A 14,717-nucleotide genomic window follows, 5' to 3' on the forward strand; every position below is an offset into this window, starting at 1 on the left:
GATGGCAAAAGAAATCGAATTTGCCGACGACGCGCCTTCGTTCGCGCATAGCCAGCAGTTCCAGGACATCAAGAACGCTGCGCACGAACATCTGCTGACGCGTATCGAAGAACTCGGCTCCGAGTTCGGCCGCTGGTCGCGTAACGCGATCAACCAGTTCGTCGATCTGGAGATGGACAGCTTTGTACGGCTGCGCCGGATACCGATCAACGAGAGTGAAGTGCGGTTGATCGCCGAGGCGCTGACTAAGGAACTGGCGGGCTTCGGCCCGATCGAGGACTTGCTCGCCGATCCGGCCGTCGAGGATATTCTGATCAACGGCTACAACGACGTCTACGTGTCGCGTCACGGCATCCTGACCAAGATTCAGGTGCGCTTTGCCGACAATGCGCATCTGCTGCGCATCGTGCGGCGCATTCTCGCGCCGATCGGACGGCGTCTGGACGAATCGAATCCGATGGTCGACGCGCGCCTGCCGAACGGTGGGCGGGTGAACGTGGTGATCGAACCGTTGTCGATCGACGGGCCGATCGTCTCGATCCGGAAGTTCCGCAAAGATCCGATGCGTCCCGAGGACCTGCTCGCTAACGGCACCTACAGCCCGGAGATCGGCGCGCTGCTCGAAGCGGCGGTCGCCGCGCGCTGCAACGTGCTCGTGTCGGGCGGTACGAGCTCGGGCAAGACCTCGCTGCTCAATGCGCTGGCGTTCCACATCCCCGAGCCAGAGCGGGTCGTGACGATCGAGGACACGGCTGAACTGTCGCTGAACCACCCGCATGTGGTGCGGCTCGAAAGCCGTCCAGGCGGCTTTGACGGCGCGGGCGTCGTGACGATTCGCGACCTGCTGCGCAACACCTTGCGGATGCGGCCGGACCGCATCATCGTCGGCGAAGTGCGCGGCGGCGAGGTGCTCGAAATGCTGCAGGCGATGAACACCGGCCACGACGGTTCGATGGGCACCGTGCACGCCAGTTCGCCGCGTGAATGTCTGTACCGCCTCGAAATGCTGGCCGGGTTCGCGGGCTTCCAGGGCACGGAGTCGAGCTTGCGCCGGCAGATCGCCAATGCGATCGACTTCATCGTGCAGATCGGCCGGCTTTCGAATGGGCGCCGGCGGATTCTGTCGATCACGGAAGTCACGGGTCTGTCGGACAACATCATCGCGACTCAGGAGCTGTATCGCTACGAGCCGGTCGCAACTGCAGAGGGCGACGAACTCGATAACTGGGTGTCGCTGGGCATTCATCCGCATTCGCCGAAACTGGCGCGTTTCCGCCAGGCATTGGGCGGTGGCGAGGCGCAGAGCGGGTTTGGCAACGCGGGCTTCGGCGGCGGTGGCGGTTTCGGTGGCGGTGGCTTTGGAGGCGGCGGTGGCGGCTTCGGTGGAGGCTTCAATGTCTAGTGCGGTACTGGTCTTCGCGGCGCTCGCGCTGCTATGCGCGGCGCTCGCGTTGTTGCTATGGCAACGCGGCGCGCAACGCAAAGACCAGGCGAGCACTGAGCGCTATATCGATAGCCGTATGGCGGTGGCCATGCCGGCCGGCGTGGGGGCGGGCGGCGGTCCGCGCGCTGCGCCCGCGCGTGCCGCCGCGGCGTCTGCCGCGATCGCACCGCAAGCGCCACCGGCTGATGCGGGCTGGCTCGTGCGAGGGCGCTACCTTCGAGCGCGCGTGCGCTTTATGGTCCAACATGCGATGGTTCGCGCGGGCATTGCCAGTGCCAAGGGTCCTACCGCGATTGCTGGCGCAATCGTGCTGGTGCTGTGCGCCTGGGCCATGCTGGTGGGCGGCGTGCTCGCCGCCGGTGCGACGCTGATTGCGTGCGCGATGTTCATCTATTTTATGTTGACGATGCGCGCGAACAAGCGTCGTCAACAGATCGTGCGTCAATTGCCGCTGTTCCTCGACGGTATCGTGCGTCTGATTACGCTCGGCAATAGCGTGCCCGCTGCGTTTCAGGCGGCGTTGCAAACCACCGAGGCACCACTGCGGGATTGTCTGGACTATGTGTCGCGGATGCTGCGTACCGGTGTCGAAATCGATCGCGCATTGTCTCAGGTCGCGCTGATTTATGGCGTGCGCGAACTCGAACTGGTCGGCGCCGTGCTGCGTCTGTCGGTCAAGTACGGGGGGCGTGCCGACGTGATGCTCGACCGCATGGCGTCTTTCATGCGCGATCTCGAACAGGCCGAGCGCGAACTCGTCGCAATGTCGGCCGAAACGCGGCTGTCATCGTGGGTTCTGGCAATGTTGCCGATCGGTATCGGTGGTTTTCTGATCCTCTCCAATCCTAAGTATTTCGCGTCGATGTGGTTCGATCCGACCGGGCGGCAACTCGTCTATCTGGCATTCGCGTTGCAGATGGTGGGCGCCTACCTGCTGTATCGCCTCGCGAATCTGAGGACATGACGATGCAAGTCGATCAATTCGTTGCTCTCGCACTGGCTCTGGCCGCGCTCGGACTGCTGTTGATTGCCGGCCTGGTGTTGGCGCGCGTGGCCGCCGTGCGGCGCAGCGAACGCACGCTTAGACACGCGCTCGACGAACGCGCACTACAAACCGCGGCGCTCGCGGCCGCGGCGGCTGCACGTGGCGCGGACGGTGCTCAGAGCGCCTCGAACGCGGCTTTGCGGAACGTGCGGCCCAAGGGTTTGAAAGGACTGCTCGAGCGCTTCGCGCATACCGGGATTCGCTGGCTCGACACGCCGTTCGGCCGCCAGGTCGTGGCCGAGGAAGACCGCCGCTTGCTCGAGCAGTGCGGCTTCGTGGACACGCGCACGCGCGGCCTGTTTCTGGTGGCGCGGCTGGCAGGCGCGCTGGTGCTGCCGGTGGTGGTCGGCGCCATCGCCCGCGGCTCTCTGGACGGTCCGCGCTACGTCATGCTGGTGGTCATTTCGATCATGGCAGGCTTCATGGTGCCGAAGGTCGTCCTGAGGCGGCGAGCTGGTAAGCGCCGGCTCGGGGTGGTCGACGAATTGCCGCTGCTGGTCGATCTGCTGCGCCTGCTGCAGGGCGTGGGCTTGTCGCTCGATCAGAGCTTGCAAGTGATGGTCAACGATTTCCGCACGATGCTGCCGGTGCTCTCGAGCGAGCTGGAAATCGCGCAGCGCCAGTTTGCGACGGGTCGCACCCGCGAGCAGTCGCTGAACCGGTTGGCTTCCAGTTACGACAACGAGGATTTGCGCGCAGTCGTGCGCCTGCTGGTGCAGGTCGACCGGCACGGCGGCGCTGTTCAGGAACCACTCAAGCAGTTCGGCGACCGCCTGCGCGAATCGCGCCGGGCGATGCTGCGCGAACGCATTGGCCGTCTCGCCGTGAAGATGACCGGCGTGATGATCATCACATTATTGCCCGCGCTGATGATCGTCACAGCGGGACCGGGCGTGCTGGCTGTCCAGCATTCGTTGCGCACGATGCATCGGTAAGGATTTTGCAATGGCTCACTGTCTATCGTTCGAACTTCTGACGCGCCCGGCTCAAAGCGCGCGCCGTGCCACACGTTGTAGCGTGGCGTTGGCAGCGTTGTGCCTGCTTGGCGCGTGCGCGTCCAAAGACGTCGTGGGTTACGGCGTCGGGCCGCAGGCCGAGCGTGCGGCGATGGCCCAGCAAGCCAATCGCGATCCCGCGCCGGACACGCCCGGCATGTATCTCGGACTGATCGATCAGATGCAGTCGCAAGGACTTTACTTCGCCTCGCTCGCGCATATCGACGCATACGAAAAGCAGTACGGCGTAAGCCCCGACACGATTTTGCTGCGCGCCGACGCGTTGCGGATGACCGATCAACCTGATGCCGCTGCGACTGCCTACGGCCAGTTGCTGAAGACGCCGCTCGCCACGCGCGGTTATCGTGGGCTTGGTCTGATCGCCGGCGCGGCCGGTGACTTTGCGCGTGCTGCGCAGGAACTGCAGCAGGCCGCGCAACTCGCGCCGACCGATGCCGTGACCTTGTCGGATCTCGGCTACGCGAAGCTGCGCGACGGCGATGTGAACGGCGCGCGCGTGCCGCTCATGAAGGCGGCCGAGCTCGATCAGAACAATCCGAAGATCGTCAGCAACATGGTGCTTTATCTGCTTGCCAACGGCGACCAGGCACAGGCGCTGGCGGTGATGAACCAGCAGAAGTTCACGCCGGACGTGCGCGCGGCGATTCGCGGCGATGCGGCGAAGGTAGCCGCAGCGGGACGCGCGCAAACACACGGGTCGCGAGCGCAACCACAACAACAGTTCGGGCAGGCGAGCGCAGGCACCGGCACGGTCGCGAACGCGCAGGGTATCGAACCGGCGCCGCGTTTATTGCAGCGGTTCGCGCAATGAGCGCTCAGTGACCGATCAGGAAATCAGGGGAATCGAGATGAATGACAGAACAACGAAGCGGGGTTGGAAGGCATCGGTGCTTTGCTTCGGTGTGGCGATGGGCATGGCGGCTTCAGCGCTCGCGCAAACAAACGACGCTGCCCAGCCGGTAGAGGCCACGCAGCCGTCGGTCCGGGCAAGCGAAGTGGGCCACTCGACCCGCACATGGCTCGACCTGCAAAGCAGCAACACGGAAGCTGCACCCGCGCTGCCGATGCTTGGCGCCGAAGCCGGGCTTGCCTACCGTCGTTACATGGAATCGTTCAAGAGCAAGATTCCCGACTTGTACGGGTCGGCGCTGAGTACGGGCAGCGGTAGCGGCGGTGGCGCGATGGGCGCAACCGGCGGAACTGGTCCTGGCATCGGTTCGAACTGACATGCGCAATTCTTCGACCTTTACCGTGGCCGCTCGCTATCGGCGCTCGCTACGCGCCTGGCGCGGCGGCGCGTCGATGCCTGGCGCTCGCCGCCAGCACGGCGCGGTCGCGGTTCTGGCGGTGATCTGGCTAAGCATCGCGATCGCAGCGCTCGGTGCGATCGACATCGGCAATGTGTTTGCCGTGCGCAGGCAGTTGCAACGTACGGCGGATCTGGCTGCGATGGCTGCGGTCCAGGTCATCAGCACATCGGGCGCCTGCACGACGGCGACTGCGGCCGCGCAGCAGAATGCGGCGTCCAACGGTTTCACCGCCGACGGCACCAAGACGATTCTCAACACGACTTGTGGACGCTGGGACACGAGCTCCAATACCTATTTCGGCACGACCGGCAATCCGCTCAACGCCGTGCAGGTGCAGACGAGCCAGGTCGTACCATATTTATTCCTCGGACCGTCGCGCACCGTGACTGCGACTTCGACCGCGTTTGCATCGAACATCGACGCGTTCTCGCTTGGCACCGGCATCGCGACGATCAATACGCAACAATCAGCGCTGTTGAACGCGATCCTCGGCGGGTTGCTGAATACGAGCGTGTCGCTCAGCGTGGGAGACATGCAGAGCCTCGCCACGGCGCATGTCTCGCTCGGGAATTTGATGGTCGCGCTGGGCGCGGCAAACATGCAGGGCCTGCTTGCCACGACGGTGAGCTACCAGACGCTGATGGTTGCGATGGTCAAGGCGTTGCAGGCCGGTGGCGATACCGTCAATGCGGCGATTCTGCAGACGCTGGCCGTCGCGATTCCTGGCGGTCAGAACATCACCTTGGGAGATGGCGGCAAGTCCGCGCCGGGTTTGCTCGCGCTTGGGCTCGCCAATCCCAATGCGGCGGCGACCGCGACCATCAACGCCTTCGACGCGTTGCTGGTCGCCGCGCAGATCGCGCAGCGCAGTCCGGACGGCTCGCAGGGCAATGCACCGGTGATCAATGTGGCGGCTAGCTTGGCAGGCTTGGCCAATATTTCGCTGCAGATCCTGAATCCACCGGCGCTGGCGGTGGGTGAGGGCGGGACGACTACGGTCAATGGCGTCACCACCTCCCGCACGATCGCGCGCACGGCAGTGGTCAACCTGGCCCTCAGTCTGGCGCCGCTGCCGCCGTTGTACCTAGGTATCGCTACAATCTCGGTGCTCAGTACACCGGTAGTGGTAACACTGGCGGTCGCGCCGGGCACAGCGACACTGGATCCGGTAAATTGCGAAAGCACCAAGGCGGCTACCCAGGCCACGATCCAGGTGACGCCGGGCATCGCATCGCTTTGTGTGGGCGCGAACGCCTCCTGCCCGAGTTCCAGCTCCGGCACCGTCAACGTCGCGTCCGTCTCGTTGCTGGGAAGCCCCGCCGTCGCCATCACATTGAACAACCTCGGGCCGTATCAGATCTCGCCCGGAACAACGCCCGTGACGATCAACGGTTCTTCCGGCAGCTTCGACGTCACTCCGCCCCCGGTGAACTCTAACGCGCTCGGCAGCGATCTCGCCTCGTTGAGCACGACGTTGTTTCAGCAGCTACCGACGGCGTTGTCCGTCAGCGTTTTGGGTAGCAGCATTCTGAACGGTCTCCTTACCCCGATTCTTTCGCTCGTGACGACCGCCCTGACGCCGGTGCTTCAAGGCGTATTTAGCCTGCTTAACACCCTTATTGTTCCGACGCTTTCACTGCTGGGCGTTCAGGTCGGCACCGCCACGCTCCATAACATGTCGCTGACATGCGGCGTCTCGCAACTGGTCAACTAGCGTAACCAAGACAAGATGAGAACCAACCCCAAAATCGAGGAACTCGATATCTACGTCTGGGAAGGCAAGGCCGACATCGTCGACCGGGTTGCGCGCTGCATGGCGAGCTTCGACGTCGAAGTGATCCGTGCGGACGATATCGCGATCTCGCCTGAGCGGACCGCGCTGCGGCCGTCGCTCGCGATCATCAGCGTGTCGGTGATCGACAGCGGCGCGCTGCTCATGCGCGACTGGCAGGCCGCGCACGGCATTCCCGTCGTGTGGGTCGGCGCCGCGCCGCGTGACCATGATCCGGCGACTTACCCGTCCGACTACTCGCACATCCTCCCGCTCGACTTCACCTGCGCCGAATTGCGCGGCATGGTCATGAAGCTGGTGCTGCAATTGCGCGCGCACAGCGCCAAGACGCATGAGTCGGATGCGATGATCGCCAACTCGGAGTGCATGCAGGCGCTGCTGCACGAAGTCGACACGTTTGCCGACTGCGACACGAGCGTGCTGGTGCACGGCGAAACCGGCGTCGGCAAGGAGCGCATCGCGCAACTGCTGCACGAAAAACATACCCGCTACGGCCAGGGGCCGTTCGTCGCGGTGAACTGCGGCGCGATTCCGGACGGTCTGTTCGAATCGCTGTTCTTCGGCCACTCGAAAGGTTCGTTTACCGGCGCGGTGGTCGCGCACAAGGGCTACTTCGAGCAGTCCGACGGCGGCACGCTGTTCCTCGACGAAATCGGTGATCTGCCGCTCTACCAGCAGGTCAAGCTCCTGCGCGTGCTCGAAGACAGCGCGGTCACGCGAATCGGTTCGGCCACGCCTGTGAAGCTCGATTTCCGGCTGGTGGCGGCAACCAACAAGCATTTACCGCAACTGGTCAAGGACGGCACCTTCCGCGCCGATCTTTACTATCGGCTTGCAGTGATCGAGTTGAAGATTCCGTCCCTCGAAGAGCGGGGCGCGGTCGACAAGATTGCGATCTTCAAGGCGTTCATTGCGCAGATCGTCGGCAGCGAGCGTCTTTCCGCGTTGCCGGACCTGCCGTACTGGCTCGCCGACGCGGTGGCCGACACCTACTTCCCCGGCAACGTGCGCGAGCTGCGCAACCTGGCCGAGCGGATCGGCGTGACGGTGCGTCAGATCGGCGCGTGGGACGCGGCGCGCCTGCAGCGGCTGCTCGCGCTTGCGCGCACCAGCCAGCCGGTGCCGGCGGAGAGCGCCGCTGAGGTGCTGGTGGATCGCAGCAAATGGGACATGGCCGAGCGCAATCGCGTGCTGGCCGCGCTCGACGCAAACGGTTGGCGCCGGCAGGACACAGCCCTGTATTTGGGGATCAGCCGTAAGGTTTTGTGGGAGAAGATGCGTAAGTACCAAATTTTTGATGAAGAGCCCGAAACACGCGAAAGTGAGTAATAATGAGACGGTTGTACTAAAACAAAAACTGTTCAAGCAGGATTTACATGGACCGAAAGTCGAAACTACGGCAGATTGCCCTGGCAGCATTCATCGCGATGGGGGCCGTGCAGGGCGTGAATGCTCAGGCTTTGCCGGATAGCGGGTCGAGCGCTGGCGTCGTTTCCCAGCCGGGCACGACAACGGCGTTGCCGTCCACTCAGGCGCAGACAAGCGCCTTGACGCCGGACGAAGCCAGGCAGTCTGCAGCGGGTAATGTGGCGGAATTGCAGCAGATGATCCGGGGTTCGGATCTGAGCGAATTGCGCACGACATACAACGGCAGCTATGGAGCGAGCTTGCTGTTTTATGGCAAGGAGATGACGTACTACGTGGCGTTGTTCCAGCAGAAGAACTTCTGGCGCGTCATCAAGACGCAGGACGCCACGCGTGCGGACATGATCTACAAGGATTTTGCGCGTCAGACGCTGCAACTGTCGGACGTCGAGATTCGCCGCACGCAGCTGGAAGCGCAGAAGGCGTTCACGGAGCGGATGATCGCGTTGTCGCAGGACCGAGCCAACCGCTTGCAGGCCGACCTCGACGTTGCGCATCAGCAGCAGACGATTGTTGCGAACCAGCAGCAACAAACCCGCGCCGAAACAACGGCACTGGCACAGCAGAAGGCTGCCGCGCAAGACCAACTGCGTGCCGCACAACGCCAGGTCCGCGAACTGCAGCGCCAACTGGAAACCGGCCTGCCGTCGCATTGACCGCGGGACTACCGGAAGATGGGCGGGCAAGGCGGCTTTGAAAGCGCCGCCCACCCCATCGAGAGAACAAACGGCGCACAAGCCGAACAAAAAACTAGACGTACAAGCCGCCTAGTAACGTAAGTCATCTATCCCCGCAGCCAAAAGCCTCATTCCCGAAGCACCCCCGCCACACGAACAGACATTCCCACGCCCCTGGTTTCCTATGCAAACCCGTCCGCGACGCACGCAGTGCGGAGTGGGAGCTGATGACTCCTTTGTCACTAGCGCGGAGTGTGCGAGAACACGGATTCCAGTCGCACCACTACCCGTAGCAGACCACGGTGCCCACTTAGCAGGGGCTTCTAGCCGCTTTCTTTGCTTATCTTTCTTTGCGGCGGCAAAGAAAGTAAGTGCCGCCCCGCACAGGGGCAACGCTAATAGACCAATAACAGATCAAGGAAAGCCCAAAACCCCAGGGCCCCACCAAAACACGCGCCCCGCGAAGGAAAAACCCAAAACCTAATGCCGTTTCTTCCCCGCCGAAGGCACTTCATCCACAGCCGGGTGCCGCGGCTCACTCATATCAACTGCAATCGGATCACTAGCAGGAAAACTTTCTTCGAGAGCCTCATCGAGCCGACTATCGGCGGACTGAGCGGGCGGCTGCACCGCTTCCTTCGGATGAGTTGCATGCTGCTTCGACTTGGTCATGACGTACTCCACGAGAAGAGACTCAACAACCCAGCATAGCGCAAAGCAACCCCGGCCGAGCATCAGCCGAACAACCTCTCACCGTAAGCATTTCCTTCAAACCCCAAAAAAACAGAAACCAGAAACCACCAGGCAAAAAACAAAACTTAAAACCAACCCGCATCAAGTCGTTCTCCGAATGTCGCCTGACAACAAAAGCACCCGCCGGCCAAACAGCCCGGCAAAAAAACCACGGCATACCGTGAACGGGCAACGTTCAAGCTCGGGAGGGGAGCAAACAGAAGCAGCGAACAACTAGGCAGCGAACGACATGGACCGAAAAAAACCGGCGCGCGCGCAGCGCTTCAACGCGTCACACGTGGTGGAAGCCGAACTGGAACATCTGGATTGGGCAACACGGCAACCGGCGCTACGCATGCTGGACGCCGTGTACTGGCGCCGCCGCGTGCTGGCGGTCAAATGCGGATTCGAGCTGACGGAATTGCAGGTGATGCGGCTAGAGAAAATCTTGCAGCGGCTCGGCTATCCGTCGGAGTAGCCGGCCGCCAAAACGGCGCTTTATTCGTTGCCGCCGCTGGTGCCACCGCCGGTGCCACCATTACCACCATGATTGCCGCCACCATGGTTGCCACCGTCGCCGCCGCCCGTGCCGAACAGACGCCGGCGGCGTGTTACGACCACCGGACCGTCGGACGTGCTGCTGCTACGGTCGGACGCAGGGCGATCCGAAGACGGCGCGCCATATGATTCGCGCGGTTCCCGCGGCTCACGGTGATCGCGCGGTTCACGCGAACCGTGCGGGCCACGCGTGGTGTGCTCGCCGTGCGAAGGCCGCCCACCGGCGCGCGGCGCCGGACGTGTGCCGGTGTCGAGCTGGATCGTCGAGATCGCGCGCTTGTAGATGCCTTGCAGGCCGACAGGCGTGCGCAGCATCACCAGATACTGATCGAACGACTCGATGCACCCCGTCAGGCGAATGCCGTTGACAAGATAGATCTCGACGCGCTTTCGTTCTTTGCGCGCAGCGTTCATGAAGTCGTTTTGCGGATGCGATTCTGCGGAAGCCATGGACAATTCAGGTTAGAAAGACGGTTGTTCGCCGCGATTCTACCCTGTGTGGGGGCAGAACGCGTCGGCGGGCGAACTGCGTCCACTATAACGGCTTGCGCGGACATAAGCATCTGATAACTATTAGCTGTAACGTTGAGTTACGAATCTGCCGACGAATAGCGCCTTCATCGGCCCCGTTCGGCGCGCCCGAACGGGGCGGCGGAAAAAGATAGCTCGTGCCGGTGCTACACATGGAATAAAACACAGCCTGCCCACGTTATGTCAGACATGGCAGCGTTGCATTTCGCACGTGGCCGATCGGATCCCCGGTTCGCAGGCGCCGGCCGGGCGCTCATCAGGAGACTGACCATGAAAGTATCCCGCATTCTTTCCGCCACCTTCGTGCTGCTGGCGCTCGCGCTCGGCTCGCTCGCAACGAGCGGCTGCACCACTGACGGCAGCGCTTCGGGCGCCAGCGGTAACAATAGTAGTGGCGGTGGCTACTGAGCATTGCCACGCCGGGTGAGTTTCGAAGCGGAAGTGATTTCGTGGCTCCCGCAGTTGCGCCGCTACGCGCGCGCACTGACGGGAGACCGCGCCTGGGCCGACGACCTCGTGCAGGATACGGCGGAGCGCGCGCTCGCGCGCTGGTCGGCGTTCCGTCCGAACAGCAACCTGCGTGCGTGGCTCCTGACGATTCTGCGGCATCTTTACATCGATCAGTTGCGCGGCCGCCGCGAAATTGCCGTTGACGACGAAAGCGCGCCGTGGCGCAATCTCGAAGCGCCGCATGGCGAGGTCGACGGTCTGGTGTTGCGTGATCTGCAGCGGGCGCTGTATTGCCTGCCGGTCGAGCAGCGAGAAGTGCTGCTGCTCGTTTGCGTGGAGGAACTGTCTTATCAGGAAACGTCGAAAGCGCTCGGCGTGCCGATCGGCACGGTGATGTCGCGGCTGTCGCGCGCGCGGGAACACATGCGCGTGCTGATGACGGAGGGGCCGCTTGAAGGGGGCGCTGTGGGGTTGGCGCGAAAAGTCCCGCCGCTGAAAGTAGTGAGAAATCCGTGATGAATAACGACCACGATTCCAGCTTGCCTGAGGAGCCCGATCTGCGGGCGCTGTCGGCGTTTGTCGACGGAGAATTGCCGGCTGGGGAGCGCGCCGCGATCGAGGCGCAACTGGCGCAGCAGCCGCAGGCTGCCGCCAGAGTCGCGGCGTGGCGCGCGCAAAAAGCGGCGCTGCAGGCGCTGTGTGGTGCGCCGCAGCGCAGCGAACGCAGCGAGAGCGTCGGACCAAGCGTCGGACAGAGCGACGCGGACGACGAGCCGGCCTTCATCGTGGTGCGGCGGCCGACGCCGTGGTGGCAGCGCGTCGGTCTCGCGGCGTGCTGGCTCGCAGCCGGCGCGGGAATCGCGCTCGCCTTGGGGCCGCTCGCCCCGCGTCTGACAGGCGGCGCGTGGAACGGTCTGGGCGGCCAGCCGCCGAGCTTTGCCGAACGCGCCGATATCGCCTACGCGGTGTACACGCCCGAGCGGCGTCATCCGGTCGAAGTCGCCGCGAACGAGGAAGAGCATCTGATCAACTGGCTGTCCAAACGGCTGAACCGGCCGCTGTCGGTGCCGTCGTTGCAGGAGTACGGTTATTCGCTGGTGGGTGGGCGTCTGTTGCCCGGCGAAGCAGGACCGGCCGCGCAGTTCATGTACGAAAATACCAGCGGCGCGCGCCTCACGTTGTACATCACCGGAATTGCTCGCGACGAAACCGCGTTCCGCCTGTTCCGCGACGGTAACCGCCGGACCTTCTACTGGGTCAGCGACCGCATGGGCTACGCGTTATCCGGGCCGATTTCGGAAGACAAGCTGCGCTCGATTGCCATCGAAGTATGCAGCGCGCTAGGCGGCAAGCCGGAGGCCTGGCAGTAGCACTGAGCGCACGGCGAGCACCCCATTGGATTCCGCTGCAACACGCGGTAACAGAAACGCCGTGCGTTCGCGTGCGCCGCCGGAATAGCGTCGCGCGGCGCAACGTTTACTCGATGCAGGATCATGCTGTTCCTCCTTGCAAGCTCACTGGTACGGCAGGGTCTCGTGCGAGGCAAACCGACGGGGTCTTTACGGTGTCGACACGCTTTTTGCGAGTCGCAACGCCGGCGCGTCGAGGCAGCGAAATCATGCTTACTTCTCATCAGTTCGGCACGCGGCTGCGTTTCGGCGTAGCGTGTCTGTGCCTGTGCGCCGTTTACGCGGCGCCGGTCGAAGCGCAATCGGATGCGAATGCGAATGCGCCGTCGACTGACACGTCGACCTGCCGTTTTGTGGTGGGCCAGGCGGAAATCGACGGCGTCATGCAGCAGGTCAGCGGCCGCGCGTGCCAGCAGCCTGACGGCAGCTGGCAGATCGTCGAAGACGATGCCGCCGCACAGGCTATGGCGCCGGCGCCGGTGTATTACAACGATCCGTGGTACTGGGGGCCGCCGGTGTTGTTTGGCGGCGTGTCGGTCATTTTCGTCGACCGTTTTCATCATTTTCATCACATGGATCACGTGCATTATGTGCACGGATCGTACGGAATGGGTGGGCGTGGCTGGCACGGCGGCGGGTCGGCACACATGTGGGGCGGCATGTCGCATGGCATGTCGCACGGCGGTGGCGGGATGCACCGCTAGCTTGCCGCCGCACACACGTATCGCCGCAAAGGAGATGCCTTGACGCGTAGCTTGCCGCCGAAAGTTTCCGCCGCCGGGTTCGATCGCGCGCTCGCCGGCTGGCGCGCGATCGTCGGCGAGTCGTACGTGGTGACCTCGGCCGCCGGGCTCGCCTCCTACCTCGATCCGTTCGCGCCCGGCGAGCGCGAAGCGTTTTCCGCGTCGGCCGCGCTGTTGCCCGCATCGGTCGACGAGATTCGCGCAGTGTTGCGGATTGCCAATCAATTTCGCATTCCGTTGTGGACAGTCTCGACCGGACGCAACTTCGCATACGGTGGCGCCGCACCGCGACTGGCGGGTTCAGTCGTGCTCGATCTGCAGCGGATGAATCGCATCATCGAAGTGAACGAGACGCTCGCCTACGCGTTGGTCGAACCGGGCGTCAGCTACTTCGATCTCTATGCGCATCTGCGCGAAAAGGGCTACAAGCTCTGGGTCGATCCGCCTGCTGCGGGTTGGGGCAGCGTGGTCGGCAATACGCTCGAGCGCGGCTTCGGCTATACCGCGTACGGCGATCACGCGGCGACGCAGTGCGGCATGGAAGTGGTGCTCGCCAACGGCGACGTGTTGCGAACCGGGATGGGCGGAATCGAAATCGGCACCGCTTGGCAACTGTATCAACCGGGCTTTGGGCCTTCCTTCGATGCGATGTTCATGCAATCGAACTACGGCATCGTCACCAAGCTCGGTGTCTGGCTAATGCCCGCGCCGCCCGCGTATCTGCTCGGCGAAATCCAGTTCCGGCATGAAGAGGACCTCGAAACGATCGTCGATATTTTGCGGCCATTGCGGCTCGATGAAACGATCCGCAACAACGCGGTGATCGAAGGCGGTTTGCGCAGGGCCGCGGGACTGTCGGCCCGTCAGCAGTGGTACGAAGGCAAAGGCGCGATGCCCGAAAGCGCGGTGGCCGCCATGCTCGACAAGCTGAACGTGGGCCGCTGGAATCTTCATTTCGCGCTATACGGCACGCCTGAAGTAATCGACGCGCGTTATGCGATCGTGCAGCGCGCGTTTGCTCGCGTGCCACAGGCAAAACTGTCGGCGGTCCGTTATAAGGGCGATGCGCAACCCACCGCGGGCGGCGACCGCAACCTGGCCGGCATCCCCGCGATGAGCGCGTTTCGCATGCTCGACTGGCGCGGCGGCGCGGGCGCGCATGTGGACTTCGCGCCGGTGTGCCCAGCGACCGGGCGCGACGCGCTGCGTCAATATTCGATGGTCAAGATGCGCGCGGCGGAATATGGCTTCGATTACTACGGCGGTTTTACGGCGGGCGTGCGTCATCTGCATCACATCTTCGCGGCGATCTTCGACCGCGACGACGCGAATCAGGTCGAGCAGGCGGGTGCTCTATTGCGGTCGCTGATGAGCGATGCGCGCGCGGCGGGTTACGGCGAATATCGCGCGCATCTCGCGTATATGGATTTCGCGGCGGCGCAGTACAGTTTCAACGACGGCGCGTTGCTGCGGCTCTCGGAAACGATCAAGGACGCACTCGACCCGAACGGCATTCTCGCGCCGGGCAAGCAGGGGATCTGGCCGGCAGCGTGGCGCGACCGGCGGGGTTATACCTGAGGCGAGT

At 63.4% G+C, this 14,717-nt stretch carries 16 protein-coding genes; 14 read left to right on the plus strand and 2 right to left on the minus strand.

Annotation, left to right across the window (positions count from 1 at the left end):
- Window position 1: 1 nt before the first annotated feature.
- The 8 genes from BM438_RS00845 to BM438_RS00880 are packed head-to-tail and all read left to right on the plus strand — an operon-like array spanning window position 2 to window position 8,688.
- Window positions 2–1,402 carry a TadA family conjugal transfer-associated ATPase gene (locus tag BM438_RS00845; RefSeq protein WP_093632481.1) on the plus strand — a complete coding sequence of 467 codons (1,401 nt, stop codon included), beginning with the start codon at window positions 2–4 and terminating at the stop codon, window positions 1,400–1,402.
- Window positions 1,395–2,408 (plus strand): type II secretion system F family protein, encoded by a 1,014-nt coding sequence (locus BM438_RS00850; protein ID WP_093632482.1) that lies wholly within the window; start codon window positions 1,395–1,397, stop codon window positions 2,406–2,408. Before BM438_RS00845 ends, BM438_RS00850 begins: the two co-directional genes overlap by 8 nt.
- Window positions 2,409–2,410: 2 nt before the next feature.
- Window positions 2,411–3,424 (plus strand): type II secretion system F family protein, encoded by a 1,014-nt coding sequence (locus BM438_RS00855; protein ID WP_093632483.1) that lies wholly within the window; start codon window positions 2,411–2,413, stop codon window positions 3,422–3,424.
- Between the two features lie 10 nt (window positions 3,425–3,434).
- Entirely contained in the window at window positions 3,435–4,316 is an 882-nt protein-coding gene (locus BM438_RS00860) for a tetratricopeptide repeat protein (protein WP_244179205.1), read from the plus strand.
- A gap of 37 nt (window positions 4,317–4,353) precedes the next feature.
- Entirely contained in the window at window positions 4,354–4,731 is a 378-nt protein-coding gene (locus tag BM438_RS00865; RefSeq protein WP_093632759.1) for a DUF3613 domain-containing protein, read from the plus strand.
- Between the two features lies 1 nt (window position 4,732).
- Entirely contained in the window at window positions 4,733–6,529 is a 1,797-nt protein-coding gene (locus BM438_RS00870; protein WP_093632484.1) for a TadG family pilus assembly protein, read from the plus strand.
- Between the two features lie 15 nt (window positions 6,530–6,544).
- A complete protein-coding gene (locus BM438_RS00875; protein WP_093632485.1) occupies window positions 6,545–7,936 on the plus strand; it encodes a sigma 54-interacting transcriptional regulator in 1,392 nt (463 codons plus the stop codon).
- 47 nt (window positions 7,937–7,983) lie between these two features.
- Window positions 7,984–8,688 (plus strand): DUF2968 domain-containing protein, encoded by a 705-nt coding sequence (locus BM438_RS00880; protein ID WP_093632486.1) that lies wholly within the window; start codon window positions 7,984–7,986, stop codon window positions 8,686–8,688.
- Window positions 8,689–9,189: 501 nt separating this feature from the next.
- Here BM438_RS00880 and BM438_RS00885 read toward each other — a convergent pair.
- Window positions 9,190–9,381 carry a hypothetical protein gene (locus BM438_RS00885; RefSeq protein ID WP_093632760.1) on the minus strand — a complete coding sequence of 64 codons (192 nt, stop codon included), beginning with the start codon at window positions 9,379–9,381 and terminating at the stop codon, window positions 9,190–9,192.
- 310 nt (window positions 9,382–9,691) lie between these two features.
- Here BM438_RS00885 and BM438_RS00890 point away from each other — a divergent pair, with 310 nt between their 5' ends.
- A complete protein-coding gene (locus BM438_RS00890) occupies window positions 9,692–9,919 on the plus strand; it encodes a hypothetical protein (protein ID WP_093632487.1) in 228 nt (75 codons plus the stop codon).
- A gap of 20 nt (window positions 9,920–9,939) precedes the next feature.
- Here BM438_RS00890 and hfq read toward each other — a convergent pair whose 3' ends face one another.
- Window positions 9,940–10,449, minus strand: coding sequence for an RNA chaperone Hfq (gene hfq, locus BM438_RS00895; RefSeq protein WP_093632488.1), 510 nt, complete (start codon window positions 10,447–10,449; stop codon window positions 9,940–9,942).
- Between the two features lie 351 nt (window positions 10,450–10,800).
- Between hfq and BM438_RS45285 the strand changes: the two genes are divergently transcribed.
- The 5 genes from BM438_RS45285 (at window position 10,801) to BM438_RS00920 (ending at window position 14,710) form a co-directional block, all read left to right on the plus strand.
- Window positions 10,801–10,938 carry a hypothetical protein gene (locus tag BM438_RS45285; protein ID WP_167378275.1) on the plus strand — a complete coding sequence of 46 codons (138 nt, stop codon included), beginning with the start codon at window positions 10,801–10,803 and terminating at the stop codon, window positions 10,936–10,938.
- A 15-nt stretch (window positions 10,939–10,953) separates the two neighbouring features.
- Complete coding sequence (locus tag BM438_RS00905; RefSeq protein ID WP_054034633.1) at window positions 10,954–11,496, plus strand: RNA polymerase sigma factor; 543 nt, start codon at window positions 10,954–10,956, stop codon at window positions 11,494–11,496.
- Window positions 11,496–12,350, plus strand: coding sequence for an anti-sigma factor (locus tag BM438_RS00910; protein WP_093632490.1), 855 nt, complete (start codon window positions 11,496–11,498; stop codon window positions 12,348–12,350). The genes BM438_RS00905 and BM438_RS00910 overlap by 1 nt, the downstream gene beginning before the upstream one ends.
- Window positions 12,351–12,598: 248 nt before the next feature.
- Window positions 12,599–13,093, plus strand: coding sequence for a hypothetical protein (locus tag BM438_RS00915; protein WP_093632491.1), 495 nt, complete (start codon window positions 12,599–12,601; stop codon window positions 13,091–13,093).
- Window positions 13,094–13,132: 39 nt separating this feature from the next.
- Complete coding sequence (locus BM438_RS00920; RefSeq protein WP_093632492.1) at window positions 13,133–14,710, plus strand: FAD-binding oxidoreductase; 1,578 nt, start codon at window positions 13,133–13,135, stop codon at window positions 14,708–14,710.
- The last annotated feature ends 7 nt before the right edge of the window (window positions 14,711–14,717 follow it).

Origin of the sequence: Paraburkholderia aspalathi, assembly GCF_900116445.1 — a bacterium.
In the GTDB taxonomy this organism is placed as follows: domain Bacteria; phylum Pseudomonadota; class Gammaproteobacteria; order Burkholderiales; family Burkholderiaceae; genus Paraburkholderia; species Paraburkholderia aspalathi.

What these genes read in the sequence shown, in the direction of transcription:
- BM438_RS00845 (WP_093632481.1), top strand. Translation starts at nt 2, where the DNA reads ATGGCAAAAGAAATCGAATTTGCCGACGACGCGCCTTCGTTCGCGCAT.
- BM438_RS00850 (WP_093632482.1), top strand. Translation starts at nt 1,395, where the DNA reads ATGTCTAGTGCGGTACTGGTCTTCGCGGCGCTCGCGCTGCTATGCGCG.
- BM438_RS00855 (WP_093632483.1), top strand. Translation starts at nt 2,411, where the DNA reads ATGCAAGTCGATCAATTCGTTGCTCTCGCACTGGCTCTGGCCGCGCTC.
- BM438_RS00860 (WP_244179205.1), top strand. Translation starts at nt 3,435, where the DNA reads ATGGCTCACTGTCTATCGTTCGAACTTCTGACGCGCCCGGCTCAAAGC.
- BM438_RS00865 (WP_093632759.1), top strand. Translation starts at nt 4,354, where the DNA reads ATGAATGACAGAACAACGAAGCGGGGTTGGAAGGCATCGGTGCTTTGC.
- BM438_RS00870 (WP_093632484.1), top strand. Translation starts at nt 4,733, where the DNA reads ATGCGCAATTCTTCGACCTTTACCGTGGCCGCTCGCTATCGGCGCTCG.
- BM438_RS00875 (WP_093632485.1), top strand. Translation starts at nt 6,545, where the DNA reads ATGAGAACCAACCCCAAAATCGAGGAACTCGATATCTACGTCTGGGAA.
- BM438_RS00880 (WP_093632486.1), top strand. Translation starts at nt 7,984, where the DNA reads ATGGACCGAAAGTCGAAACTACGGCAGATTGCCCTGGCAGCATTCATC.
- BM438_RS00885 (WP_093632760.1), bottom strand. Translation starts at nt 9,381, where the DNA reads ATGACCAAGTCGAAGCAGCATGCAACTCATCCGAAGGAAGCGGTGCAG.
- BM438_RS00890 (WP_093632487.1), top strand. Translation starts at nt 9,692, where the DNA reads ATGGACCGAAAAAAACCGGCGCGCGCGCAGCGCTTCAACGCGTCACAC.
- hfq (WP_093632488.1), bottom strand. Translation starts at nt 10,449, where the DNA reads ATGGCTTCCGCAGAATCGCATCCGCAAAACGACTTCATGAACGCTGCG.
- BM438_RS45285 (WP_167378275.1), top strand. Translation starts at nt 10,801, where the DNA reads ATGAAAGTATCCCGCATTCTTTCCGCCACCTTCGTGCTGCTGGCGCTC.
- BM438_RS00910 (WP_093632490.1), top strand. Translation starts at nt 11,496, where the DNA reads ATGAATAACGACCACGATTCCAGCTTGCCTGAGGAGCCCGATCTGCGG.
- BM438_RS00915 (WP_093632491.1), top strand. Translation starts at nt 12,599, where the DNA reads ATGCTTACTTCTCATCAGTTCGGCACGCGGCTGCGTTTCGGCGTAGCG.